This window comes from Bradyrhizobium australafricanum, from assembly GCF_020329495.1.
GTDB lineage: Bacteria > Pseudomonadota > Alphaproteobacteria > Rhizobiales > Xanthobacteraceae > Bradyrhizobium > Bradyrhizobium australafricanum.
Genome location: NZ_JAGKJL010000020.1, coordinates 1 through 23988, shown reverse-complemented (window position 1 = coordinate 23988; position 23988 = coordinate 1). Strand labels below are relative to the sequence as shown.

Here is a 23988-nt window from a genome sequence, read left to right as displayed (position 1 = left end):
AGGGGGCCGGCACGTCGTGTCGCAACCATTAGGGATCGAAAATGCTCAGTAGGCGGCAACTGGTCTTTGGATCAGCGACTTTCCTTGGGCTTGCGCCGTTAGGTGGGCTTTCGGCTCGCGGAGCATGGGCGCCCAAACAGATTGAAATCTATGTGCCGTATGCCGCCGGCGGCGGCACGGACGCAATTGCGCGGTTGTATGCAAGTGCGGTCGCGGCAATCCTTCATGTGCCGGTGATTGTCGTCAACAAGCCCGGCGGTAGATCGATTCCGGCTTACCAGGCGCTGCTCAATGGGCCTAGCGATGGCTCAACATTGCTTTTCGATAATTCGTCCAACGCGCTGCAACAGCTTTTTCGAGTACCTTACGATCCGTTCAAAGACTTCGAGCCGGTGAGTTTGGCCGCAATAGGATCAAGTGTTCTCGTGGTATCGCCGACCCTGGGGGCTGAGACCTATCAACAGTTCGTAGAGCGCGCGAGAGCCGCGCCCGGTGAGATCTCATTTGGATCCTACGGCACGGGTAGCATCTCTCATTTGCAGCAAGAGGTATTGAGCCAATCCGCGAAGATTCGGGTTCAGCACGTACCTTACAGGGGCTCTGCGCCAGCGTTAAACGATCTAGTCGGCGGCCACATCCAAGCGCTGTTCGCAGATGCTGTCGCCGCGCTCCCTCTGGTGAGTGCCGGCGCAGTCAAGGCTATTGCTGCGGTGGGATCCGATCGTGTGAAAACGTACCCGGATGTACCGACGTTCGGAGAGCTGGGTGTCAGCGAACTTTCCGTTCCGGGATGGTGGGGATTCTTTGCGCGTCGAGGCGTTCCCAGCGAGGTCATTTCGACGATCCGCGAGAGCATTAGCCAGGCAGCAAAAAATCCGGATATGGCCCGCTTGGTCGATCTCGGTGCTGAATCTAGGACGAGCAGCTCCGACGCGTTTGCCCAGATGATTCGCAAGGATGCCGACCGATGGAAGGATGTTGTTTCGGCGCGGGACATCAAGCTGGAATGATCAAAAAGCCGGAAGTGCGCGCGCAGCTCGGTGTCGCGCCGAGGCTGTAGCACGAGCTCGATAACACTTGCTGTTCGTTCACTCGCAACGCCAAGTCGACATGATTCGTAATCAGATATTAGGAGTATCCCAGATGGAAGCGGAAGGACATCAGAACGGTCAGGCGGACAACAAGATCGTGACTGTCGAGCGTCACGGCAATGTTGCCGTCGTGACGATGGTTCATCGCCCGTACAACCTTAGTGGCCCAACTTTGTACCGCGCGCTTCTGGCTGCATTCGAGGGAGCAGTGGAAGCGGGCAGTCGCGCGATCTTGCTCAAGAGTGGACTTCGACACTTTTGCGCCGGAGCCGATGTCAGTTTGTGGGACGAGCGGATCGCCAATGAAGGGCGAGCGGCTATGGATCCCCTAATTTTGCTGCGTGGCTTCGAGCAGCTTCCGGTGCCGATCGTGGCCGCTGTTCACGGAGCGTGCCTTGGTGGCGGGCTCGAATTGGTCTTGGCATGTGACATCTCCGTCGTTGCTGCGTCGGCCAAGCTTGGTTCTGTCGAAGTCGCTCTTGGCGTACATCCGCTCCTGGGCGGAATCCAACGCCAAGTGCAGCGTATCGGTGCCGTACGCGCGAAGGAAATGGCCTTGCTGGGGCATCGCTACGACGCCGCAACGCTTGAGCGGTGGGGATTGATCAATCGCGTCGTTCCCGATGACCAGCTCGAGAGCGCTGCACTCACCATCGCGCAGGAGTTGGCCCATGGGCCTACCGTGGCGCACGCAGCCACGAAACGTCTCGTCGCCATTGCGACAAACGAGGGCGTCGATGCTGCGGACCAGAAGATGTGGGAGATCCAAAAGCCCGTCTGGGCTTCGCAAGACCTGCGTACGGGCCTCGACTCGTTCCGCGCGAGGGGCCCTGGGTTCGCAGTTTTCGAGGGGAAGTGATATGCCCGGACCCTTGCAAGGACTCAAGGTCGTCGACTTCTCGCGTGTTCTGGCGGGCCCGCTGTGCGCACGTACACTCGCTGACCTCGGCGCGGACGTGATCAAGATTGAGCCACCGCGTCCGGACGTATCTCGTGCGGCCTTTCCGTTCAAGGACGGTATGTCGGGCTATTATGCCCAACAGAATATCGGCAAGCGCAATCTCAGTATCGATCTCAATGTACCTGGGGCGGTCGATATCGTCCGGAAGCTGTGCGACGATGCCGACATTGTGGTCGAGAACTTTCGCGCTGAAACGTTACGGTTTTTCGGACTCGACTTCGACGAGCTGTCGAAAACCAATCAGCGACTGATCTATGTTTCGATCACCGGCTATGGACAGGGGGGACCCTGGAAGTCGCGTATGGCCTACGCGCCAACGGTCCAAGCGGAATCTGGCTTTACGCAAAATACCCAGCGGCATTTCGGGGGCGATCTGGGACGGACGCTTGCCGATCCATTGTCCCATGCTGACGTCTATGCCGGGATGCAGGGCGTGATCGCCGTTCTGGCGGCGCTGCGGCACCGGGAGCGGACTGGCCGGGGACAGTACATCGATATTGCCATGGCGGCTGTGCTGTTGGCGGTAAATGAGCGGGCGCATGTCGACCTCGTCGAGGCCGACACGGGAGCAGAGCCAGCTGTTCTGGGAGCCACCGACGGGCCGCAGTTTGTCGGCCCCAACGGTCAGCGTTTTGTTGCGGCTCAAAGCATTGTCGGGAGTATGACATTCCCGAACTATCTGCGCGCCATGCGTCGACCCGATCTGGCGAAGGACGAACGCTTCTGTACTGCTGAGCGGCGCCGGGCCAATTATGACGCCCTGCACGCCATCATCCAATCCTGGATTAATGGGTTTCCTGATCTTGAGTCCCTCGATGCACAACTTGACGAGGCCAAAATCGCGGTGGGCGTCGTCCGCTCCTTGAAGGAGCTCTCTGAAACCGAATGGGCTCAGTATTGGGGAGCGACCCGTGAGGTCCCGGACCGGGTGGGCGGAGCGTATCGCTTGCCGGGGCATCCCTGGCATTTCTCAGAGAGCGTTCCGGACGAGACGTCGCCTCCTGCCTTCCAAGGCGAGCACAACGCGGACATTCTCGGTGAGCTAGGATTCACGCAAGAGCAGATCGATCAGTGCATCGCGTCGAACATGCTCGTGGGCGGTGGCCAAAGGCCTTGACCACGGCCTGAAAGAGGGGGCGATCAGATGGCGAACAGAGGCTCAAATCGAGCAAGCATCCGTCTGCGAGATCTACCTTTACCGCCCTGAAAGTCTGCGGTCTGACTAGGACCAAAGCTCAGTGACGATTTGCGACGTCGAACCGGATCATGCCAGTCGCCGACGTCGCGAACCTCGCTCAACGGTGGGGTCAGTTGTCATTGTAGCCGCATGCCAATCAGGATCGGCGCCTTTTCGGAGAGACCTTGGTCGAAGAAATCATTCGCTTGCCTGGGGAGCGCAAAGCGAGTTCGGGTTTCGTTTCAGGTTCCGTCTGTTTGACTGATTTGGGGAGCCGGGTGAGCACCTTGTTGAGGTGAGCGGGACCAGCCGTGACCGCACCAAGGAATGCTGCTATCGCGAAGTCGATCATCGGTTCAACGGATACCGGCCTATCGGCGCGTGGAACGCGGTTCGAAATGGTCAGTGTTGCGAGGCCATGCTCCATGCTCCATGCGGCATGGGCTACCAGGTTGAGCTGATTGGGCTTCCAGCCATTTTCAATCGCTAGCGCTTCGATCGCCCCAGCGAACAGCTGAAATGACCTACTCGCCTCCTCGGAGAGCTCCGGATGAGCGGTGCGGGACACGATTCGCGGACCGATCATAAGTCCGAACAGTCCTTTGTGGTGCATGGCGAATTCGACGTAGACGCGCATCATCCGATACGCGGTCGACATCACATCGTCGCCGGAACTTTGAATATCGGCGCGTAGAGCCGCCAGTTCTCTGAAACCGCCAGCTGCGATCGCGGCAAGAAGGGCGTCCATTCCGGCAAAATGGCGCGATGGTGCAGCTTCTGAGACGCCGACGACCTTTGCGAGATATCGCAAACTCAGATCTTGAGGACTTATATCCTGAAGCGCTCGCCGGCCCGCAGCTATGAGGGCGTTGCGCAAGTCGCCATGGTGATAGTCATTCGTTCTGGGAAAAGAGCGTTTTGAGCGCATCTCTGGTTCGGGCAGCTGATTTGCCATGAAATATAACCTCCGACAGGAAAGCGAGGCAACGGCCTAGCTCGCCGTTCGAGAGCGAAGCGAACGATGATGCATGGCGCGATCGGCAGCGGATATGCAGCACTACCGGCGCCTCGAGCCTACTCTCATGCGGTTGAGCTCGCGGCATCGATGCGCATCGGCAATAGAGCCCGGCTTCGGTTTTGACAGCGGAGAACCAAGCTGTTAGTTCTATTTCGAAACTGACGGGGTCGATGCTTATGGTAGAGACGAGAATTGTCGCTGAACTGTCAGGCCGAATTATCAGCTTAAGCGTTGGTGTTGGCGACAAGGTCGGGGAAGGGCAGGAAGTCGCGGTGGTCGAAGCCATGAAGATGGAAATCCCGTTGGCCAGCCCTGTCAGCGGTGTCGTTGTCGGCGTGTTCTGCCAGCCGGATGAGATGGTGTCCGAGGGCGCTCCGATCCTTTCAATCAAATTTGCCTCGGAGGAAGGCTCCCATGACGCGTGATGTGCCATGGCAGGAGCGGGCGGTGGAAATCGATGAACGGCGCCGCCTTGCCAAGCTCCAGGGTGGAGAGGAAGCGGTTCGCAGGCAGCATGACAGGGGCAAGCTCACAATTCGGGAGCGCGTCCTCGGTGTTGTCGACCCGGGCTCTTTCAGCGAAGTTGGTCCGATCGCAGGAGCCGGCGAAGTCGACGAGAACGGCAAGCTCGTTTTTACACCGGCGAACTTCGTGCTCGGAATCGGTCGTATCAACAGCCGTCACTGCGTCGTCGGCGGTGAAGATTTTACGATGGGGGCAGGATCGCCAAATCCGGCCGGCCTACGCAAGAGCATCTACACTGAGGAGCTGGCTCTGCACTATCGGCTGCCGTTGGTGAGGCTGCACGAAGGCTCTGGTGCCAGCATCACTGGTAGCGGGGGAAAGAACGCGCGTACGCTTCCGGAGCCGGTTTACGCAACGAACCGGTTTGAATCGATCGCCCGTTGCCTCGGCACGGTGCCGGTCGTCAGCGCGGCAGTCGGTGCCGTCGCCGGCCTCCCGGCTGGACGACTTGCTGGCTCGCACTATGCCCTGATGACACGTTCATCGCAGATCATGTCCGGCGGTCCGGCGCTGGTGGAGCGCGCACTTGGAATCAAGCTCACCAAGGAAGAACTCGGCGGCCCAGATGTCCACGCACGCAGCGGACTCGTCGACGATATCGTCGAGGACGAGCAGGCCGCCTTCGATACCATCCGCAGATTTCTGTCATACTTGCCCCAAAATGTATGGGAGTTGGCGCCGAAGCTGCCGCCGCAGGAGCCGTCCGCAAGGGCGAGCGAAGGTCTTGAGAGCATCGTTCCTGCTAACCGCCGTCGTACCTACGACGTACGCAGGATCATTGAGGGGATATTCGACCATCTGTCGTTTTTTGAAATGGGGCGCCGTTTCGGGCCTGGGCAGGTCACCGGATTTGCTCGGTTGGCGGGTCAGTCAGTTGGCGTTTTCGCGAACGACGCGCGTCAAAACGCAGGATCGCTCACAGCCGCAGGCGCGCAGAAGCTTCGGCGTTTCGTCGACTTGTGCCAGCTCTTTCATCTGCCGATCGTTACGCTCGTCGACGAGCCTGGCTTCATGATTGGCCCCGAAGCGGAAGCCGCAGCGACGATTCGGTATGGTGCCGCAGCGCTTGCGGCCGTTGCCCTGTCTACCGTCCCTTGGGCGTCGGTAGTGATCCGGAAGGCGATGGGCCTCGGTGCTTATGCGCACCGGCCATCCGGAACATATCAGTTGTCCTGGCCATCTGCAGAAAGCGGTGCCTTGCCAGTCGAAGGCGGTGTAGCGATAGCGTTCAAACGCGAGATCGAGTCGGCGCCAGATGCCGCGGCCAAGCGCGCTGAACTGGAAGATCAATTCGCGTCACTCCAATCCCCGTTTCGGCAGGCGGAAGCGTTTTCCGTGCACGATATCATCCATCCGCGCGAGACACGCGACCGTCTGATTGAATGGCTAGGGATTGTTTCGTCAAAGCTCGCTGCGGAGCTGGGGCCCCCTCGCTTTAGCTATCGGCCTTAGCGTTTTGAAAGTGAGCTGACGTGGGTCAGGTACCGGAGAATGTGGGTTTACGCTTTTCGACAAACGCGCGAACAGCTTCCCTGTGATCATTCGTCCGCGCGGCCAATGCCATGTTTTCTGCTTCCTGGTCCATTGAACTCAGAAAGTCAGAGACCATCGCGTGATCGAGATTGTCCTTCATCATGCTAAACGCAGATGTTGGACCGTGAGCGAGCTGTCGAGCAAGCTCATGAGCTGCGTGACGAAGTTCAGTATCTACCACCACCATGCTTACGAGACCGAGCGATTCGCATCGTTTCGCGCTAAGTCGCTCCGACAAGAACATCAGTTCGCGCGCACGCGCTGGCCCCACGAGCCGAGTCAGGAGCCAGGCAATGCCATAATCTCCCGTGAGCCCGATGCGGGCATACCCCGTCGACATGATTGCCGACTCTGCCGCGATCCGGATATCGCAAGCGAGGGCAATAGCCATGCCGGCGCCAGCTGCGGGGCCGGGGAGGGCCGCGATTGTCGGCTTGCGTACGGCGATGAGTGCGCCAGTGAGGGTGCGTTGCCGAATTCGAAGAGTCGCGACGCGATCTTCGAGGGAAGCATCGACCTTTGGGGCGCTGTTGCCCATGCCTTTCACGTCACCACCAGAGCAGAATGCCGTGCCGGCGCCTGTGATGAGGATGGATCCCACCGTCTCATCGTCGCCGCACTCCTTGATCATGCGCCGTAGTGCCGGCGTCAGTTGGTCGGATAACGAGTTCCGGGCGGCCGGACGATTTAGGGTGATGATCGCCACCCGATCATCGATTCCGCACAGCAGTTCATCCGTTCCCGTGTCTATCGATCTCATCGCCGCCATTCCGCAGTTGGTGACATGACGATCATCATGTAGAAAGATTGCCCGGAGCGTCAAGCCCGCGGCTCCGTGCAATGGCACGATCGGGCCGCAAGCCGTCACGCCGCAAGCGAAGATCTCAAGCTCGATCGCACGAAACGGACTGACGCTCGAGCGTCGCAGCGATCTCCTCCACCCATCGCCTGATCGATTTGATGCGCGCCGTCGTCGCGTCCTCGGTTCGATAGACAAGGTGAAAATCGGGTGCTTCCGGCAACGTCCGCGGCTTGACGAGCATTTTCAGGCGCCCGGAAGACACAAGGGGCGCAACGAGCGGCAGCGGCGCCAGTACAGCACCCACGCCGGACTCCGCCATTTGAAGCGCTGCGAGCAGGCTATCGCTGGACAGAACAAGGTCAGGTACGCCGATTGAAGGATCGACCCGTCTAAACCAGTGTGTCCAGAGGCCGGGAATATTGTTGAGCTCGATTAACGGCAATCTGGCGATATCGCGTTCGGTCTTGATCGGCCCGTGCCGATCGCAGAGCTCGGGGTGAACTAACGGAACGAGCTTAGAGCGGAATACGCGGTGCCCGCTCAATTGGCGATCTAAGGGAGGACCTACTTGGATTGCAGCATCGATGCTCTCGGCGCCGAAATCGACGTTTGTGTTTCGAGCCTCTAGCCGTACTTCAAGAGAGCCGTTCATACTCTTCAGCTTCTCTATGTGCGGCAGTGCGGCAAATGCAGCGAAGCTGGGGGACGCGCTCACGCGCACAATGTCGCTCCCACTCTTGCCAAGCAGTCCTTCCCCGGCACGGCTCATTTCCGAAAATGCTTTCTGTATGGAGGCGCCGTACGCCTCGCCATCCCTCGTCAATAGCAGCTTGTTTCCGACACGAAGAAACAGCTTGCGCCGAAAGTGCGTTTCTAACGCGTGAATTTGGTGACTGATCGCCGATTGTGTGAGTCGCAAATCCTCAGCGGCTGCCTTGAAGCTGCCAAGCCGGACAGCGGCCTCAAAGGCGCGAAGCGTGGAAAGAGGGGGCAGCGATGATCGAAGGCGTTGCATGTGAATTCTGTTCAATTGGTCTCAATGGAATTCAATTGCCGCGTCTTGGGCGCCTCTTCATGCTCGCATCAAAGAGCGAAACAAGCAACGCAGCCAATCGCAAGATGCCGGTTAGATCATGCAGTTGCATAAAGGGAGGATGGCGCCAAGTTGATACCGCAGGCCGTCTGCGGTCGTAAGAATTGTCGTCCTGAATGGACCGTGGGCTTTCTACCCGCAGGCGCTGACGCAAACAGAGCGATCGCGCGTGAATTCCTTTCAGGCAAACCACCACCAGCAGTCAAGGAAAGCATAAAATGAACGTGATTCAGAAGAACGAGGTTATCACTGCCGATGCAAAGAGGATGTACACTGGGCTGCCGCAGCCGCCAGTGTTCGCATCCGTGAGCGAGGAGCGTACCCATCGCAAGCAGCGGCTTGCGGGCGCATTTCGCTTGTTCTCGAAGTTCGGCTTCGACGAGGGGGTCGTCGGGCATATCACGGCGCGTGATCCAGAGTTTACTGATACGTTCTGGGTCAATCCCTTCGGATTGCATTTCAGCCTCATCAAGGTGTCCGATCTCATCAGAGTCGACCACACCGGAAAGGTCGTGGAAGGGGGACGCCCGGTGAACGCCGCCGCCTTTGCGATCCACTCGCGGATTCATGCCGCTCGACCGGAATCGGTCGGCGCCGCGCATGCGCATTCCACCTACGGACGCGCTTTTGCGGCATTGGGCCGCACGCTTGATCCGATCTCGCAGGATGTTTGCGCCTTCTACAATGATCATGCGCTGTACGATGACTACGGCGGCGTCGCGGTCGAGCTCGATGAAGGGCAGCGGATCGCGGAATCGCTCGGGCCTCGCAAGGCTGCGATCCTGCTGAACCATGGCCTGCTGACAGTTGGCGCTACCGTGGATGAAGCAGCGTGGTGGTTCATCACCATGGAGCGATCCTGTCAGGTTCAGCTACTCGCAGAAGCGGCCGCAGCACGAACCGGGCAGCCACTCAAGATGATCTCGGAACAGGCAGCGGAGCAGGCCTTCGGGATTGTCGGCACGCCCTTCAGTGGCTGGTTCCAGTTTCAGTCCTTGTATGCGCGGATTCTGAAAGAGCAGCCTGATTTTCTGGACTGACGAAGACGTGAGGGAGCGGATCATGACTAACCATGCCACCCAACTTTCGGGAGCCTCAGTCGCGTTCGACCAATCGGTGGCCGAACGCAAAGCGCGTGTGGACCTCGCTGCATTCTATCGCATCTGCCACATGTTCGGCTGGACGGAGCTCATCTACAATCACATCACAGCGCGCGTCGACGGGCCGGAACGACATTTTCTCATTAACCAGTTTGGCCTGATGTATAGCGAGATGACCGCGTCAAACCTCGTCAAAATCGACGTCAACGGTCGTGTCGTGGACGGCAGCAACGCTCGCGTCAACGCGCCTGGTTTCACCATCCATTCGGCGATCCATATCGCGCGCAAGGATGCGCACTTCATCGTGCATACGCATACGACCGAAGGTGTGACGGTGGCTTGCTCGCAAGATGGGTTATCGCCGCACAATTTCTACGGTGCACAGCTTCATGGCCAGGTCGCATATCACGACTTCGAGGGTATCTCGATCGATCTTGGTGAGCGGGAGCGGCTGGTAAGCTCGCTCGGAGACAAGAGCTACATGATACTGCGTCACCACGGTCTTCTCACATGCGGAGAGACTGCCGCAGCCGCCTTTTTTCGTATGTACCAGTTGCAGCGCGCTTGCGAAGTGCAGGTCAACACGATGAAGATGGGAGCGGAGCTGCGTCCTCTGGCAGAAAACATATTGGCCAAGACCGCTCGACAAGCCCAGTCGTCGGTTGCCAAAGGTTTCGACAAGGCAAGCGGATTTGGTGAGGACACCTACGCCGCGCTCGTCCGGCAGTTAGACGCGGCCGGTCATAACTTCCGGGACTGACGGGAAGGCCCGTCTTTCCGCTTAATGCACAAAACAGAAATCTAATTGGGGGGGTAACGTGAGCGAAGCAATCAACGACTACGCGCGCCTGACTTCAGGAGCCCAGGATATTGAACAGACGACGATCACGAAGATTTCGTATCGACTGATCCCAATTCTGATCGTCGCATACTTCTTCTGCGTCCTTGACAGGGTGAATGTCAGCTTTGCGGCGCTGACAATGAATGCCGATCTTTCGTTCTCGCCACTTGTATACGCCTGGGGTGCGGGCATCTTCTTCTTCGGTTACTTCATTCTGGAGATTCCGAGCAATCTGGCACTCCACCGGTTCGGAGCGAGGCGCTGGATTGCTCGTATCATGATCCTGTGGGGTATCATCTCCGCAGGCATGGCGTTCGTGACCGGGCCAACGAGCTTTTACGTGACACGGTTTCTGCTCGGACTCGCGGAAGCAGGTTTCTTTCCTGGAATTATCCTCTACCTCACTTACTGGTTCCCGGCCGAATATCGGGCAAGGGTGATGTCCGCTTTCATCCTTGGTGCGCCGCTCTCAGCGGTCATCGGTGGTCCGCTCTGCGGCTTGCTGCTCGAACTGAATGGCTTCCTGGGCCTCAAGGGCTGGCAATGGCTCTTCATCACGGAAGGTATCCCATCCGTCGTCATCGGCATCGTGGCATTGCTTTATCTCGACGATCGACCGGCAGACGCAAGGTGGCTCTCGCCGCAGCAGAAGACCTGGCTCGAGGGACGGCTGGCAAACGAGCGTGCGTCGGTCGAAACCACTCACAAATATTCTCTGGGCCAGGCGCTTCGTTCGCCCCGAGTTATCGCATTGGGGCTGGTTTATTTCGGCCTTCTGGCTGGGCTCTATGGTGTTCAGTTCTGGCTACCGCAGATCGTCAAGGGCTTTGGTCTTTCCAACCTGCAGACTGGCTTTGTGAGCGCGTTGCCGTTCGCTTTCGGTGGACTCGCTATGATCTTCTGGGGAGCGAGGTCTGACCGCAAGCGTGAGCGGGTTTGGCACATCGTCCTAGCACTTCTCGTTTCAGCAGGAGGTTTGGCCGCGTCGGCCTATGGCGGCAGCCTCGTCATCACGATGCTTGCTCTCATCGTCGCGTCGATGGCGGGGTTTGCAGCATTTGGCCTGTTCTGGACGCTCCCGTCAGCACTGCTAACCGGTGCGGCCGCCGCAGGAGGGCTTGCGCTCATCAATTCAATCGGAAGCCTGGCCGGGTTTGGCGGACCCTATCTCGTTGGTTGGATCAAAGACGGGACCGGGAGTGCAGTCGCGGGTTTGCTGTTCTTGTCCGTGCTGCCTCTGTTGGCTGCAGCCATTGTGACCCTCCTGAAACATGATGGGAATGCGGAGTTTGGCTCGCGCTAATCCCTCCAGCGATACTAGTCCGTCTGAAAAAAGAATTGAAAGATGATCTGGCTAACGGGTTCAGGACCAGAGAGCTGTCAAATGGCTTTAAAAGCTTGATAAAAACCGGGCTGCTTGGCGGTATTGGTCGACCGATGGCAGGCTTTTCCGGGCGGCGGGATATCTTGACAAGTTCAAAAAAAGAACTTTAGTTTCGGTCTCAACGCCCGGAGCGGTGTCGCCAAATCATAAGTCGGAGGAAAATTTGATGCTCAGGACATTTGCTGCTGCATGTGCGCTCATGGTCGCGTTGGTGACATCGTCGCTCGCTGCCGAGACCCCGGGCGTAACAACGAAGGAAATCAGGGTTGGTGGCATATTCCCGTTCAGCGGACCCGCGTCCGCGATCGGCCTAGTCGGGCGGGGTATCCTGGCCTACGTGCAATCGATCAATGATCGTGGCGGAATCAACGGTCGGAAGATAAATTACATCGCATACGACGATGCCTACAGCCCGCCAAAAGCGGTCGAGCACGCGCGCAAGCTTGTCGAGAGCGACGAAGTCGCATTCATGTTCAGCCAGCTTGGGACACCAGGCAATACGGCGACCGCCAAATACCTCAAGAGCAGGGGCGTGCCGGCTATCGGTATTGTCTCTGGGTCGAGCAAGTTTACGGAAGTCGCAAACTTCCCGCTGACGACCACAAGCCTGGTGAGCTTCGACACCGAAGGCAAGATCTACGCGAAGTATCTGACCAAAGCCCTTCCGGAGGCAAAGTACGCGATCCTTTACCAGAATGACGATCTCGGAAAAGACTACGTAAATGCGTTCAAGCAGTTCTTGAGAAGCGATTTCGATAAGAAAGTCGTTGCGGTCTCCTACGAAATTTCCGAACCGACCGTGGACTCGCAGATTGTCAGCCTAAAGAGCTCGGGCGCTGCCGCTCTTCTGGTCGCCGGGACGCCGAAGTTTGCCGCTCAAGCGATACGGAAAGCGCATGAGATCAATTGGAAGCCGCTAATAGTCCTGAACTATCCTTCGAGTTCGGTCGGTGCTTCGCTCAAGCCCGCTGGCCTTGACGTCTCGACCGGCGTCGTCGTCGGGACAGTCACCAAGGATCCAGTGGATCCGCGATGGGCGACTGACGAAGGTATGAAGAACTATCTCGCGTTTATCGACAAATACATGCCTGGTGTTGACATTACCGAGAACAACTACCTCTTTGGTTACACGCAGGGCATGCTGCTCGAAACGCTTATCCGGCAGTGCGGAGATGATCTGTCTCGAGAAAACATCATCAAGCAGGCGAAGCATCTCCGGGATGTGGAGCTGCCGACCATCTTGCCCGGTATCAAGATCAACACCTCCGAGACGATCAACATGAACTACACCCAGTTACGTCTGCAGCGCTGGACTGGAAAGGATTGGGATCTATTCAGCGAACCATTGGATGCGACTTCTGAATAGTTGAGCTCTACGAGTGGGGCCGAGGAGGGATATCGTGAAAGGTTTGATGCAAAATCAACCGCTTCTCATTTCCTCACTACTGAAATTCGCGGATCGGTATCACGCGGATACCGAGATCGTTTCGCGAACGGTGGAGGGGCCCATCCACCGTTACGGCTACGGTGAAGCGGCGCAGCGGACAAGGAAGCTCGCCGATGCACTTCGGCGCAAGGGCGTTGGCCTTGGCGACCGCGTAGCCACGCTGGCATGGAACACGTTCCGACATTTCGAGTTGGAGCACGGTGTCACCGGCCTTGGTTCAGTGTGGCATGCAATCAATCCGCGTCTCTCTCCGGCGCAGATCTCCTACATTGTCAATCATGCGGCGGATAAGGTCTTGTTCCTGGATGCCAGCTTTCTGCCATTGGTCGAAACGCTTGCGCCGGGGCTGCCGACCCTGGATGCCGTCGTACTGATGGTCGCCCGCGCGGACATGCCGAAGACGTCGACGCTACCATCCTTGCTTTGTTATGAGGAGTTCATCGACTCTGGCCAGGAGGAGTTTGAGTGGCCTGTGTTCGATGAATTGTCCGCCTCATCGCTTTTCTATACATCGGGGACGACGGGCAATCCGAAGGGGGTGTTATACTCACACCGTTCGGATGTCCTGCATTGCTTGTCCATTACGGGTGCGTACTCGATGGGCTTTACTGCCCGCGATACCATTCTGCCGATGACCCCAATGTTTCATGCGAATGGAGCGTGGGGGTTCACTCACGCGGCCCCGATGGTCGGCGCTAAGCTGGTGTTGCCGGGCCCCAAGATGGACGGCGCGTCCGTTGCCGAATTGATCGATCGTGAGGAAGTCACCGTTACAGCAGGCGTGCCGACGCACTATGCGAATCTGCTTCGTCACTATGAAGCGACGGGAACGCAACCGCCTGCGTTACGGAGGATCGTTGTCGCGGGTTCCGCGCCGGCTCCGAGCTTGATCGAGGGCTTCGAACGAATGGGCGTTTCGGTGCATCACATCTGGGGTATGACCGAGACCAGCCCGAGCGGCACGACCTCGCAGCCCTCACGGTTCGCGGTAACTCTTGACGTCGATCATCAACGCGAACGCAAGGCATCGCAGGGCTACCCGATCTATGGCATCGACGTGAAGATCGCTGATGAGGACGGGCGTGAAAAGGAAAGGGATGGGAATTCGGGCGGCCGCTTCATGGTTCGCGGACCCTGGGTCATTTCTGGCTATTTCAGAGATGACAAGAATGTACTCCAGGACGGGTGGTTCGACACTGGAGATCTTGCGGTTATGAGTGGTGACAACAATATCCGGCTGACCGATCGCGCCAAGGACGTCATTAAGTCTGGAGGCGAATGGATCAGCTCGATCGACATCGAGAATATCGTTGCGGGTTGTCCAGGAGTCTCCGAGGCGGCTGTTATCGGGATTCCCCATCCGAAATGGGAGGAGCGGCCTCTGCTTGTCGTCGTGCCGAGGCCGGGTGCCGATCTTTCCTGGAACGCATTGGTCGACTTTCTCGAAGGCAAAATAGCAAAATGGTGGATGCCTGATGATGTCGTGTTCACTGAGTCTCTGAGCTACGGTGCCACGGGGAAGATTCAGAAGACGGAGCTGCGAAGGCGCTACGCAACGCATTATACGCCGTGACCTGGCCAGAGAAGACGTAATGATAGCTCACCATCATCGGGCCGTCGGGTGAGGAGCCCGGGCCGAGGCTCGCAAAGTCCTCGTCGTCGCTTTTGTAACAAACGGGTTAACTGAACATTGGAAGTGTACGGATGAGAATACTCGTAATCGGCGCCGGCGCGCTTGGAGGCTATTTTGGGGCGCGATTGCTCGAGGCTAGGCGGGATGTGGCGTTTCTCGTTCGTCCGGCACGTGCCATAAAGCTTCAAGCCGGTTTGCAGGTTGAGAGCGTGGCCGGCAGCATCACGATCCCGAACCCGCCCACGGTGACGGCAGATCGGCTCAATCAGCCCTATGACCTGATACTGCTAAGCTGCAAAGCCTATGATCTTCAAGGCGCGATGGATGCAATGGCGCCCGCTGTACATGATCGCACGCTGATTCTACCCGTGCTCAACGGCATGTCCCATATGGATGCGCTAAATGCGCGCTTTGAAAGATCTAAGATCCTGGGTGGATGGTGCGCAATCTCTGCAACGATGAATGATCAAGGGAAAATCCGACACTTGCAGCCATTTCACACAATTTCCTTTGGTGAGCAGGAAAGTGGAAAATCCGCTCGGACAGAGGAAGTGAGGGAGGCGCTCGCTGGAGCGAAGTTTGAAGTCTCCCACGTTGATAACATTGTTCAAGAGATGTGGGAGAAATGGATTTTCATTGCCGCGGCGGCTGGCGCGACAAGTCTGATGCGAGGCTCAGTCGGTGACATTGTCGCGGCCAACTCCGCCGAACTCACCGTTGCTATGTTCGACGAATGCGTCGCAATCGCTACTTCGTGTGGATTTGCTCCGAGCAAGCCGGCTGTGGATCGGTACTTGTCGATCTTGACTGCGCCCAATTCACCCTTCACTGCGTCCATGCTGCGCGATATCGAGACCGGCCAGGCGATTGAAGCTGATCATATTGTCGGAGATCTGCTGAAGAGAGCATGCGACATCGGAAGTGCGTCCCCGTTGTTGTCTGTGGCCTATTCGCATCTGAAGACTTATGAAAGTCGCCGATCGCGCGAGCGGAGTGTTTTGCAACCGGCATGACTAGCGAGAATGGGCTGAATGAAGCGTTGGATGAAGGGCGAGAACGGCCAAAGGAGCATATCGTCGGAGCTTCAAAGATCAATACAAGCAGGTCGATGGAGGTGTGGCATCGGCTAGCCAAGAGCCGACGTCACTGGACTCAGCTTGTCGAGCGGCGTTTGAGGCGCTCAGCGCTTCCTGCGTTGATATGGCACGATGCACTGCTTGCTCTTGCAACTACGCCAAACGGAGAATTGACGTCGACGGAAATGCAGCGCCGGCTATCCATTCCTCAATACAGACTGTGGCGTTTGATCGAGTGTCTGGTCGAAGGGGATCATGTCGTGCGCCGTCGAGGCCAAGCACGAGGCAAGCCGACTTGGGTAGCGATCACTCAGCGCGGCCGCTCCTTGCAAGAGCGTATGGCGGAGACGTACTTGGCCACTATCGAAGCGGATATCGCAGGCAAGTTGTCGGAAGCCGAGGTTGCCGAATTTACCAAGTTGCTTGCGCAGCTGTTAGGGCAACGAACCACGAGTGACGAACTGGCGCCGTCTTCGGTCGCTAGGACCGTAGAGCGGACTGGCTTCGACGAGTCAGCCGGTTAATGTACCGGCTTCTCGGGGGGGCGGAGCCAAGGAACGAAAATGTCCGCTGCGATTAGCTCAGGCGACCTTCTTTTTTGTGGCTGATTTTTCGGCGCGAGCCGCCGCGGGTCGCTGCCCCGAAGGGGCGGCACCCGGACCGGGACGGGTAACAACCTCCTTGGCGGCGAGCGGCTCTCTGCATTCGGAACATACCATCACGGGGTTGAACAGCTTCCCGCACTTGCGGTGTTCATGCAGTAACGGACGGCCGCGCTCATCGACCATATGGGTGTCGCCCCAATGGACGATCGCCATCATGATCGGATAAAGGTCGAGTCCCTTCTGGGTCAGGATATATTCATGGCGCTTCGGCGATTCTTGGTAGGGGATGCGTCGCAGAATTCCGGTACGGACAAGCTTCTTCAGGCGCTCTGCGAGCAAATGCCGGGTAATGCCGAGCGCAGATTGAAACCCTTCAAAGCGTCGCGTTCTTAGAAAGCACTCGCGCAGTATCAGGAGTGTCCAGCGATCGCCGATAACGCCGATCGTTCGGGCAACCGAACAGGGCTCCTCCTCAAGGGCGTCCCACTTCATTCCAGTCTCCAAATCGCCGAAGGTCCGCATCGCCAAGGCATTACGCTGGCATTCTAAATAGGCACTAACGCTGACACAACCACCTTGCTCGTCAACTAGGTGGAAAATTAGCGGGACGGCGAGCCAGTTCCGAATTGACAGTTCAATTTTAGAACTATAGGGAAGGAGGCCGGTCAGCGACGCCTATGGCTCGTGTCCGCATTTGCCGTGACGCTTTTGAGGAGAGGCTGGTGACAAATCCGATTAAGGTCGAGTTTCAGTTCGATTTCGGTAGTCCAAACGCCTATCTGGCGGAATATCTGATCCCGGGCATCGAGAAGCGCACGGGTATCAAGTTCGAGTACGTACCTGTTCTCCTGGGTGGAGTTTACAAGGCCACCGGCAACATGTCCCCGAGCGACTCGCTTCGCGGCATCAAGAACAAGCCGGAGTATCAGGCCCTCGAGATGCAGCGGTTCATTCGTCGGCACGGCATCACGAAGTTCGTCCAGAATCCGTTCTTCCCGGTCAACACACTGATGTTGATGCGTGGTGCAGTCGCTGCCAAGTTTGAGAATATGTTCGAGCCTTACTTCCGGGCGGCTTACCATCACATGTGGGAAGATCCGAAGAAAATGGACGACGTGGAGGTGTTCCACGCTGCGTTCAAATCCTCCGACATCGACATTGATCGCTTGATCGCCCGCGCACAGCAGGATGAGGTCAAGAAGCGCCTGATTGAAGTCACCAATGATGCGGTCGCGAGAGGCGCATTTGGGTCGCCTACCTTCTTTGTGGGAAGCGAAATGTTCTTCGGCAAAGACCAGCTGCGCGACGTCGAGGATGAAATCGTTAAACAGCAGGGAGCTGCGGCCAGAGCCGGTTAGGCGTCAGGATTGCGCAGTCGCGTGTTGAACCAAGAATAGAGAGCAGGAGATTGTTATGCCGGGTCCACTGAATGGCGTGCGTGTGCTTGATTTGACCGGTGTCGTGTCCGGACCATTTGCGACAATGTTCTTGGCGGATCAGGGAGCCGATGTCCTGAAGATTGAGCCGATCTCGGGTGACATCACCCGACGCAGCCGCGCGACAATCGATAAGAAAGGCGAATTTTCGGCACTCTTCATCTCTTCGAACCGCGGCAAGCGGTCTCTTTCGATCGACGTGAAGAGTTCGGCCGGGCGAGAGGTGCTGGCCAAGCTCGTCGCGAAGGCGGACGTCCTGGTGCAGAACTTTCGTCCCGGCACGATGGAGAGGCTCGGCCTCGGAGTAGACGATTTGCGTCAGCGTCATCCGAGGCTGATCTATGTGTCCATCAGTGGTGTCGGTGAGACAGGGCCTTATGTCAAGAAGCGGGTCTACGATCCGATCATTCAAGGTTTGTCGGGATTTGCCGACATCCAATCTCAGCCGGTTACAAATCGGCCGCAGATGATCCGCACGATCGTTTGCGACAAGACGACAGCAGTGATGACGGCACAGGCTGTGGCTGCCGCCCTCTACGCCCGTGAAAAGACCGGCCAGGGCGACCACATCCAGGTTGCGATGCTCGACACGATGATTTCCTATCTGTGGCCGGAGGGCATGATGCAATACACGGTGGTTGGCGCCGAGGCAAAGGCCGGCGATCCGAACGACCGCCCGGACCTCGTCTTCAAGACCAGCGATGGCTATATTACGTGTGGGACGATCTCAGATTCGGAGTGGCAAGGCTTCTGCCGCGCGAGCGGTGACCCGGAGCTTGCAAGTGATCCTCGCTTCGCTACACCGACGGGACGGAGCGTAAATGCGACGGCCCGGATCAACAAGATGCAGGAGTATATTGGTCAGCATACTACTGCCGAATGGCTCGAACGGTTGGATGCGGCCGATGTCCCTTGCGCCCCTATCCTGCGTCGTTCTGAAATCATCGCAAACGAGCAAGTCGTTGCGCGGGGCATCATCACCGAGTTCGATCAGCCCAGCGTCGGTAAAGTGCGGCAGCCGAAGCCCGCAGCCCGCTTCACGTTGAACGAGGCGAAAATCGCCGGTCCCGCGCCCCGGATTGGTGAGCACTCCAGGGAGATCCTGCTCGAGCTGGGTTACGACGAGCAGGCTATCCAGAGCATGGTCGAGGAGAGTGCGGTCCGCCTAGCAGGCTAGGCGGACGGCGGAGTCGCACGTGTGATCGGCGCAAGAGGCTCATTTGCCTTGTTGCCCAGCTGATACGCGGCGCGCTGGTGGATGCGGTCGCGATATGGATGAGCGTTGTCGCAAATTCCGACGCCGTATGCGATCGCCCAGTCGAGACAGGTCGTCAGCAGGATATCGGCGCTGGTGAATTGGTCTCCCATTAGGTAAGTTCGCCCGTCGTGAAGCGCTGTCTCGACGTGCCGAAGTTGCTCCCGGAAGTATTCTCCCGCCTTTGCCACAACGTCGGGCGCGATGCCGTAAATCGGGCCGAGCGCATCCGCGCTGTGACGGCGCATCACGTACAAGCTGGTGGAGTCCAGTTCGGTTACGATGAAGAAGCACCATTCAAGCCAGGCCGCATAGTCGCGCTGGCGGTCGGGAATAAGCGAGCGTTCGGGCTTCGGGTACGTGCGAGATAAGTAGGCGACGATCGCGGCGCTTTCACCGATGCAAAAATCGCCATCCCGCAGAAGCGGTACCTTCTGACGAGGATTCAGTTTGGTGTATTCGGCAGTCTTGGTTTCGCCGGTGCGCGGACCGATCGGCATTGTTTTGTAAGGGAGATCAAGTTCGAACATCGCCCAGTGCGCCCGAACGGTGCGGCTGGTTCCAACTCCCCACAAAGTTAGGTCAGGGGCGCTCGTCATCTCACCACTTCTCCACTGAAGGACGGAGGTCCAGCTCATGGGTCCAGCCGTCTTTCGCTTGCTGGTGGACAAACCAATAGGCTTCAGCGATCGAGTTCGTCTTTGTAAGACTATCCGGTGCGATATCCTTCGCCTCAATACCACTTCCGGCCTTTAGACGCGCCCTGATTGCGTCGCTATCGACCGCGGCGTCGATGATCAGATGGGCGACGTGGATATTCTTGGGACCAAGTTCGCGTGCCATGGCCTGTGCGACGGCGCGCAAGCCAAACTTTGCGGCTGCGAAGGCAGCAAAGCCGTAGCCGCCCCGAAGACTTGCGGTCGCGCCGGTGAACAGGATCGTTCCGCGCCCACGGCCCGACATCACGCGCGCCGCTTCGCGTCCGACTAGAAAGCCCGCATAACAGGCCAACTCCCAAGCCTTGAAGAAGAGCTTTTCAGTAGTTTCAAGTAGAGGCTTATTGACGTTTGAGCCGGCATTGAAGAGGCAGACCTCGATTGGCCCGATGTCCCTCTCTATTCGCGAGAAAAGCTCTTGAACTTCAGATTCCTTGCGGGCGTCGACGCTGAAGGCAGAGATCTCGTGCCCGCTAGCGTTGAGCTCGTCAACAAGGTCCTGTGATTTGGTGGCATCACGGCGGCAAATGCAAACGCTGTAGCCACCTTTGGCGAAGCGCCGGGCAACTGCCGCACCGATGGCATCTCCCGCGCCGACAAGCACTGCCACACCACGCGTCTGAGCCATAGGGTTCCTCCTTTAAGTTCTATTTGAGAACGGAACTATTAGGACGGCGCAAGACGCTTGTAAATAGCATTCGTTACTATTCTGGGAGGTTATCATCAGAGCTCAAGAGGCGCGTTCGCCGCTCGAAATGCGCTTGACGAGTTCTAAAATAGAACGTTTAGTCGGGATCAAGCGTCTGGCGGTCTGCTAGAGGCCGGCGGAGTTCGGGAGGTAAGACGTGTCGGAGGCAATCGACCAGATCCTTGCTGATCTGCCGCGCCGGCTTCATCATGCTGCAGAAGGTCAGGCTGGCCGAATCCCCGACCATGTAGCGCTTATCGACGACCGAGAGGCGTGGAGCTACGGGAGCCTTGTCCTGCACGTCGGTCATATCGCGGATGCTCTCACTTCACTGGGCATTCGAAGTGGTGACCGCATGATGATCGTCAGCGAAAACTGCATTGCGCTCGCCGGCCTGCTGTTGGCGGCAAGTCGTCTGGATGCTTGGGCGATCGTCGTCAATCCAAAGCTTTCGGCGCGCGAAGTCGATCAGATTTACGATCATAGCGGTGCGCGCCGCGTGTTCTACACAGCTGCGCTTTCGAAGGAGGCCGCGATTCACGCTGATCGCGTCGGGGCCGAGCAACGCGTGATCGGGCCGCTTGATGAGATCGCGGTCGGCGCATTGAATGAGCATTCGGTCGTTGAGCCGACCGAGGTGAATCCGGCCAAGCAGGTTGCCGTTCTGATCTACACATCCGGGACGACCGGCGCGCCGAAGGGCGTCATGTTGACGCATGAGAATCTACTGATCAGCGCGAAGACAACGGCAAATGTCCGCAGGCTGACGTCGCGTGACAAGGTGTGTCTCGTATTACCCATCTCGCACATCGTGGGAATCTCCCTGCTTACGATGACTCTGATGGTCGGTGGCACCGCGCGCCTCGTCACCAAGCATGATCCCGGGGCGCTTTCGAGGGCTATCGCTGAAGAAGGAATTACTGTCCTCAATGGAGTTCCCACTACCTATCAACGCCTGCTTGAGTACAAGACGCTTTCCGGGACGCGACGCCTCGACCCTGGCGCGTTGAGGGTGATCGCCGTTGCCGGCGCACCGCTGGATCTTGCGCTGAAGTCCCGCGTGGAAGCCGAGTTCGGCTTGTCGTTGTCGAATGGTTACGGCATTACGGAATGTTCATCGGGAATCTCCGGCGTTCCGTTCGAGGCGCGGCGCGCTGACGATTCCGTGGGGGTGCTCTTGCCGGGCGTCGAGGCGCGGGTAAGGACGCTCGATGGAATTCCGGTGGATTTTGGGGAGATTGGCGAGCTCCATGTGCGCGGCCGGAATGTTATGCGAGGCTACTATCGTGCGCCGGAGTTGACTGCAAAAGTTATCGATAGTGAAGGGTGGTTCAATACCGGCGATCTCGCTCGCTTTGAGGGCGACAATCTCTACATTGTCGGACGAAGCAAAGAGATGATCATCCGGTCCGGCTTCAATGTCTATCCGGCGGAAGTCGAGGCTGTTCTCAATTCCCATGAGGATGTGTTGCAGTCCGCGGTGGTGGGACGCGCTGCTAATGGCAATGAAGAAGTCGTCGCTTTCGTTCAGCTCATTCGAGGTGCTCGGACGCGACCATTGGATTTGATGGCCTACGTCGAACCTCAGCTTGCGCCGTACAAGCGTCCCACGGAGCTCGTAATGCTGGACGCGCTCCCGGCGACTTCGACCGGGAAGATACTTAAGCACCAACTCGCAGAGCGAGCATTGGAAACGAACAAAGACGCGCCGCGCGGCTCGGCAGCATAATCAAACCAACGGAGATGGCTATGTCCAAGAAAAACGCAACGGTGGCCGTTATCGGAGCCGGCGACTACATCGGCGGCGAGATCGCCAAGAAGTTCGCCTCCGAAGGCTTTACGATTTTCGCTGGCCGCCGCAACGGCGACAAGCTGGCTCCGCTGGTCAAGGAGATCGAGGCCGCCGGCGGCGAGATCCATGCGCGCTCGCTCGATGCGCGCAAGGAAGAGGAGATCACGGCCTTCCTCAACGACGCCGACAAGCATGCGCCGCTGGAGGTCTGCATCTTCAATATCGGGGCCAACGTCAATTTCCCGATTCTCGAGACCACCGAGCGCGTGTTCCGCAAGGTCTGGGAGATGGCCTGCTACTCCGGCTTCCTGGCCGGGCGCGAGGCGGCGCGGCTGATGATGCCGCGCGGCGAGGGCAACATCTTCTTCACCGGCGCCACCGCGTCACTCCGCGGCGGCAGCGGCTATGCCGCCTTTGCCAGCGCCAAGTTCGGCTTGCGCGCCGTGGCGCAGGCCATGGCGCGCGAACTGGGACCGAAGAACATCCATGTCGCGCATCTGATCATCGATTCCGGCGTCGATACTGAATGGGTGCGGCAGCGCCGCATCGAGGCGCTCGGCCCGAACGCGCTCGACGATCCCGATCTCTTGATGCCGCCGGCATCGGTCGCGGGCGCCTATTGGCAGCTCTATCAGCAGCCGAAGAGCGCCTGGACCTTCGAGCTGGAAATCCGGCCCTTCGGCGAGAAGTGGTAGGGAGCCGGTCAGATGGAGCTCGCGCTATCCCCTGAAGATGCGGCGTTCCGCGATGAGGTTCGCGCCTTCATCAAGGACAACTACCCGGCGGAGATGCGCGTCGCCAATCCGGAGACCGATCTCTCCAAGGAGCAGATGCTGCTGTGGCATCGCATCCTGCACAAGAAGGGCTGGATCGCGCCGCTCTGGCCGAAGCAATATGGCGGGCCCGGCTGGTCGATCACCCGCCGCTTCATCTTCGAGCAGGAGACGACGCGCGCTGGCACGATGCCGCCCCTGGCGTTCAGCGTCACCATGGTCGGGCCCGTCATCTACACCTTCGGCAACGATGTGCAGAAGAAGAAATTCCTGCCGCGCATCCTGTCCGGCGAGGATTGGTGGTGCCAGGGCTATTCGGAACCGGGCTCCGGCTCCGACCTCGCGACCGTCCGCACCAAGGCGGTGCGCGACGGCGACCATTACATCGTCAACGGCCACAAGACCTGGACCACGCTGGCGCAGCACGCCGACTGGATCTTCTGCCTGGTTCGTACCGATCCCACCACCAAGCCGCAGTCCGGCATTTCCTTCCTCTTGATCGACATGAAGTCGCCGGGCGTCACCGTGCGCCCGATCATCACCATTGACGGCTCGCACGAGGTCAACGACGTCTTCCTGGAGAACGTCCGCGTCCCCGCCGAGAACCTGATCGGCGAGGAAAACAAGGGCTGGACCTACGCTAAATTCCTGCTCGGCAATGAGCGCACCAGCATGGCCGGCATCGGCCGCTCGACGCGGGCGATGTCCCGGATGAATTCCAGATGCGCCGGATCATCTTCGGGGATCTCCGCCTTCACGATCTTCTTCAGCCGCGCGATGTAGCGCGTCGAGCGGCCGATGCCGGCCATGCTGGTGCGCTCATTGCCGAGCAGGAATTTAGCGTAGGTCCAGCCCTTGTTTTCCTCGCCGATCAGGTTCTCGGCGGGGACGCGGACGTTCTCCAGGAAGACGTCGTTGACCTCGTGCGAGCCGTCAATGGTGATGATCGGGCGCACGGTGACGCCCGGCGACTTCATGTCGATCAAGAGGAAGGAAATGCCGGACTGCGGCTTGGTGGTGGGATCGGTACGAACCAGGCAGA

At 58.4% G+C, this 23988-nt stretch carries 21 protein-coding genes and 2 pseudogenes; 16 read left to right on the top strand and 7 right to left on the bottom strand.

Translation table 11 applies throughout. The annotated features are described in order from the left end of the window. Positions 1–41 precede the first annotated feature (41 nt). The 3 genes from J6525_RS19145 to J6525_RS19135 all read left to right on the top strand — a co-directional run bounded on the left by J6525_RS19145 (position 42) and on the right by J6525_RS19135 (position 3169). Positions 42–1010: a Bug family tripartite tricarboxylate transporter substrate binding protein gene (locus J6525_RS19145; RefSeq protein ID WP_225645811.1), complete on the top strand. Its 969-nt coding sequence runs from the start codon at positions 42–44 to the stop codon at positions 1008–1010. A gap of 133 nt (positions 1011–1143) precedes the next feature. Then, complete coding sequence (locus tag J6525_RS19140; RefSeq protein ID WP_225645810.1) at positions 1144–1950, top strand: enoyl-CoA hydratase/isomerase family protein; 807 nt, start codon at positions 1144–1146, stop codon at positions 1948–1950. 1 nt (position 1951) lies between these two features. After that, a complete protein-coding gene (locus J6525_RS19135) occupies positions 1952–3169 on the top strand; it encodes a CaiB/BaiF CoA transferase family protein (protein WP_225645809.1) in 1218 nt (405 codons plus the stop codon). Between the two features lie 217 nt (positions 3170–3386). On the opposite strand, the gene J6525_RS19130 is transcribed toward J6525_RS19135, so the two are convergent. Continuing rightward, complete coding sequence (locus J6525_RS19130) at positions 3387–4184, bottom strand: TetR/AcrR family transcriptional regulator (protein WP_225645808.1); 798 nt, start codon at positions 4182–4184, stop codon at positions 3387–3389. 233 nt (positions 4185–4417) lie between these two features. Between J6525_RS19130 and J6525_RS19125 the strand changes: the two genes are divergently transcribed. Beyond that, positions 4418–4672, top strand: a complete 255-nt coding sequence (locus J6525_RS19125) for an acyl-CoA carboxylase biotin carboxyl carrier protein subunit (protein WP_225645807.1) — start codon at positions 4418–4420, stop codon at positions 4670–4672. Next, the gene (locus tag J6525_RS19120) at positions 4662–6224 is read left to right on the top strand and encodes an acyl-CoA carboxylase subunit beta (protein ID WP_225645806.1); all 1563 of its coding nucleotides are present in this window, start codon (positions 4662–4664) and stop codon (positions 6222–6224) included. Before J6525_RS19125 ends, J6525_RS19120 begins: the two co-directional genes overlap by 11 nt. Positions 6225–6249: 25 nt before the next feature. On the opposite strand, the gene J6525_RS19115 is transcribed toward J6525_RS19120, so the two are convergent. Both J6525_RS19115 and J6525_RS19110 read right to left on the bottom strand, forming a co-directional pair. Continuing rightward, positions 6250–7074, bottom strand: a complete 825-nt coding sequence (locus J6525_RS19115; protein WP_225645921.1) for an enoyl-CoA hydratase-related protein — start codon at positions 7072–7074, stop codon at positions 6250–6252. A 115-nt stretch (positions 7075–7189) separates the two neighbouring features. After that, complete coding sequence (locus J6525_RS19110) at positions 7190–8122, bottom strand: LysR substrate-binding domain-containing protein (protein ID WP_225645805.1); 933 nt, start codon at positions 8120–8122, stop codon at positions 7190–7192. Positions 8123–8418: 296 nt separating this feature from the next. On the opposite strand from J6525_RS19110, the gene J6525_RS19105 reads away from it, so the two are divergent. The 6 genes from J6525_RS19105 to panE all read left to right on the top strand — a co-directional run bounded on the left by J6525_RS19105 (position 8419) and on the right by panE (position 15618). After that, on the top strand, positions 8419–9240 hold the full coding sequence (locus tag J6525_RS19105; protein WP_225645804.1) for a class II aldolase/adducin family protein: 822 nt from the start codon (positions 8419–8421) through the stop codon (positions 9238–9240). A gap of 22 nt (positions 9241–9262) precedes the next feature. Then, complete coding sequence (locus tag J6525_RS19100) at positions 9263–10060, top strand: class II aldolase/adducin family protein (RefSeq protein WP_225645803.1); 798 nt, start codon at positions 9263–9265, stop codon at positions 10058–10060. A 58-nt stretch (positions 10061–10118) separates the two neighbouring features. Next, entirely contained in the window at positions 10119–11444 is a 1326-nt protein-coding gene (locus tag J6525_RS19095; RefSeq protein ID WP_225645802.1) for an MFS transporter, read from the top strand. Positions 11445–11691: 247 nt separating this feature from the next. Next, the gene (locus J6525_RS19090) at positions 11692–12891 is read left to right on the top strand and encodes an ABC transporter substrate-binding protein (protein ID WP_225645801.1); all 1200 of its coding nucleotides are present in this window, start codon (positions 11692–11694) and stop codon (positions 12889–12891) included. Between the two features lie 34 nt (positions 12892–12925). Then, positions 12926–14545 (top strand): long-chain fatty acid--CoA ligase, encoded by a 1620-nt coding sequence (locus tag J6525_RS19085; protein ID WP_312009806.1) that lies wholly within the window; start codon positions 12926–12928, stop codon positions 14543–14545. Positions 14546–14676: 131 nt separating this feature from the next. Continuing rightward, positions 14677–15618, top strand: coding sequence for a 2-dehydropantoate 2-reductase (gene panE, locus J6525_RS19080; RefSeq protein WP_225645800.1), 942 nt, complete (start codon positions 14677–14679; stop codon positions 15616–15618). Between the two features lie 644 nt (positions 15619–16262). On the opposite strand, the gene J6525_RS19075 is transcribed toward panE, so the two are convergent. Further along, positions 16263–16778: a winged helix-turn-helix transcriptional regulator gene (locus J6525_RS19075; protein ID WP_225645799.1), complete on the bottom strand. Its 516-nt coding sequence runs from the start codon at positions 16776–16778 to the stop codon at positions 16263–16265. Positions 16779–16963: 185 nt separating this feature from the next. Here J6525_RS19075 and J6525_RS19070 point away from each other — a divergent pair, with 185 nt between their 5' ends. Next, a complete protein-coding gene (locus J6525_RS19070; protein ID WP_376708531.1) occupies positions 16964–17644 on the top strand; it encodes a 2-hydroxychromene-2-carboxylate isomerase in 681 nt (226 codons plus the stop codon). A gap of 55 nt (positions 17645–17699) precedes the next feature. Continuing rightward, a complete protein-coding gene (locus J6525_RS19065; protein ID WP_225645797.1) occupies positions 17700–18899 on the top strand; it encodes a CaiB/BaiF CoA transferase family protein in 1200 nt (399 codons plus the stop codon). Here the strand turns inward: J6525_RS19065 and J6525_RS19060 are convergent. Next, positions 18896–19576 carry a glutathione S-transferase family protein gene (locus J6525_RS19060; protein ID WP_225645796.1) on the bottom strand — a complete coding sequence of 227 codons (681 nt, stop codon included), beginning with the start codon at positions 19574–19576 and terminating at the stop codon, positions 18896–18898. The two genes, J6525_RS19065 and J6525_RS19060, sit on opposite strands and share 4 nt — an antisense overlap. A 1-nt stretch (position 19577) precedes the next feature. Then, positions 19578–20321, bottom strand: a complete 744-nt coding sequence (locus J6525_RS19055) for an SDR family NAD(P)-dependent oxidoreductase (RefSeq protein WP_225645795.1) — start codon at positions 20319–20321, stop codon at positions 19578–19580. A gap of 217 nt (positions 20322–20538) precedes the next feature. On the opposite strand from J6525_RS19055, the gene J6525_RS19050 reads away from it, so the two are divergent. The 3 genes and pseudogenes from J6525_RS19050 to J6525_RS19040 all read left to right on the top strand — a co-directional run. Continuing rightward, positions 20539–22110, top strand: coding sequence for a class I adenylate-forming enzyme family protein (locus J6525_RS19050; RefSeq protein ID WP_225645794.1), 1572 nt, complete (start codon positions 20539–20541; stop codon positions 22108–22110). Positions 22111–22130: 20 nt separating this feature from the next. Next, positions 22131–22868 carry an SDR family oxidoreductase gene (locus J6525_RS19045; RefSeq protein WP_225645793.1) on the top strand — a complete coding sequence of 246 codons (738 nt, stop codon included), beginning with the start codon at positions 22131–22133 and terminating at the stop codon, positions 22866–22868. Between the two features lie 12 nt (positions 22869–22880). Next, positions 22881–23660, top strand: a pseudogene (locus J6525_RS19040) (acyl-CoA dehydrogenase family protein); the annotation flags it as partial. A 44-nt stretch (positions 23661–23704) separates the two neighbouring features. On the opposite strand, the pseudogene J6525_RS19035 reads toward J6525_RS19040, so the two are convergent. Beyond that, positions 23705–23988 (bottom strand): annotated as a pseudogene (locus J6525_RS19035) (pimeloyl-CoA dehydrogenase large subunit); the annotation flags it as partial.

Excerpts from the sequence above, each read along its gene's own strand:
- J6525_RS19145 (WP_225645811.1), top strand. The coding sequence starts at position 42 with ATGCTCAGTAGGCGGCAACTGGTCTTTGGATCAGCGACTTTCCTTGGG.
- J6525_RS19140 (WP_225645810.1), top strand. The coding sequence starts at position 1,144 with ATGGAAGCGGAAGGACATCAGAACGGTCAGGCGGACAACAAGATCGTG.
- J6525_RS19135 (WP_225645809.1), top strand. The coding sequence starts at position 1,952 with ATGCCCGGACCCTTGCAAGGACTCAAGGTCGTCGACTTCTCGCGTGTT.
- J6525_RS19130 (WP_225645808.1), bottom strand. The coding sequence starts at position 4,184 with ATGGCAAATCAGCTGCCCGAACCAGAGATGCGCTCAAAACGCTCTTTT.
- J6525_RS19125 (WP_225645807.1), top strand. The coding sequence starts at position 4,418 with ATGCTTATGGTAGAGACGAGAATTGTCGCTGAACTGTCAGGCCGAATT.
- J6525_RS19120 (WP_225645806.1), top strand. The coding sequence starts at position 4,662 with ATGACGCGTGATGTGCCATGGCAGGAGCGGGCGGTGGAAATCGATGAA.
- J6525_RS19115 (WP_225645921.1), bottom strand. The coding sequence starts at position 7,074 with ATGGCGGCGATGAGATCGATAGACACGGGAACGGATGAACTGCTGTGC.
- J6525_RS19110 (WP_225645805.1), bottom strand. The coding sequence starts at position 8,122 with ATGCAACGCCTTCGATCATCGCTGCCCCCTCTTTCCACGCTTCGCGCC.
- J6525_RS19105 (WP_225645804.1), top strand. The coding sequence starts at position 8,419 with ATGAACGTGATTCAGAAGAACGAGGTTATCACTGCCGATGCAAAGAGG.
- J6525_RS19100 (WP_225645803.1), top strand. The coding sequence starts at position 9,263 with ATGACTAACCATGCCACCCAACTTTCGGGAGCCTCAGTCGCGTTCGAC.
- J6525_RS19090 (WP_225645801.1), top strand. The coding sequence starts at position 11,692 with ATGCTCAGGACATTTGCTGCTGCATGTGCGCTCATGGTCGCGTTGGTG.
- panE (WP_225645800.1), top strand. The coding sequence starts at position 14,677 with ATGAGAATACTCGTAATCGGCGCCGGCGCGCTTGGAGGCTATTTTGGG.
- J6525_RS19075 (WP_225645799.1), bottom strand. The coding sequence starts at position 16,778 with ATGAAGTGGGACGCCCTTGAGGAGGAGCCCTGTTCGGTTGCCCGAACG.
- J6525_RS19070 (WP_376708531.1), top strand. The coding sequence starts at position 16,964 with ATGGCTCGTGTCCGCATTTGCCGTGACGCTTTTGAGGAGAGGCTGGTG.
- J6525_RS19065 (WP_225645797.1), top strand. The coding sequence starts at position 17,700 with ATGCCGGGTCCACTGAATGGCGTGCGTGTGCTTGATTTGACCGGTGTC.
- J6525_RS19060 (WP_225645796.1), bottom strand. The coding sequence starts at position 19,576 with ATGACGAGCGCCCCTGACCTAACTTTGTGGGGAGTTGGAACCAGCCGC.
- J6525_RS19055 (WP_225645795.1), bottom strand. The coding sequence starts at position 20,321 with ATGGCTCAGACGCGTGGTGTGGCAGTGCTTGTCGGCGCGGGAGATGCC.
- J6525_RS19045 (WP_225645793.1), top strand. The coding sequence starts at position 22,131 with ATGTCCAAGAAAAACGCAACGGTGGCCGTTATCGGAGCCGGCGACTAC.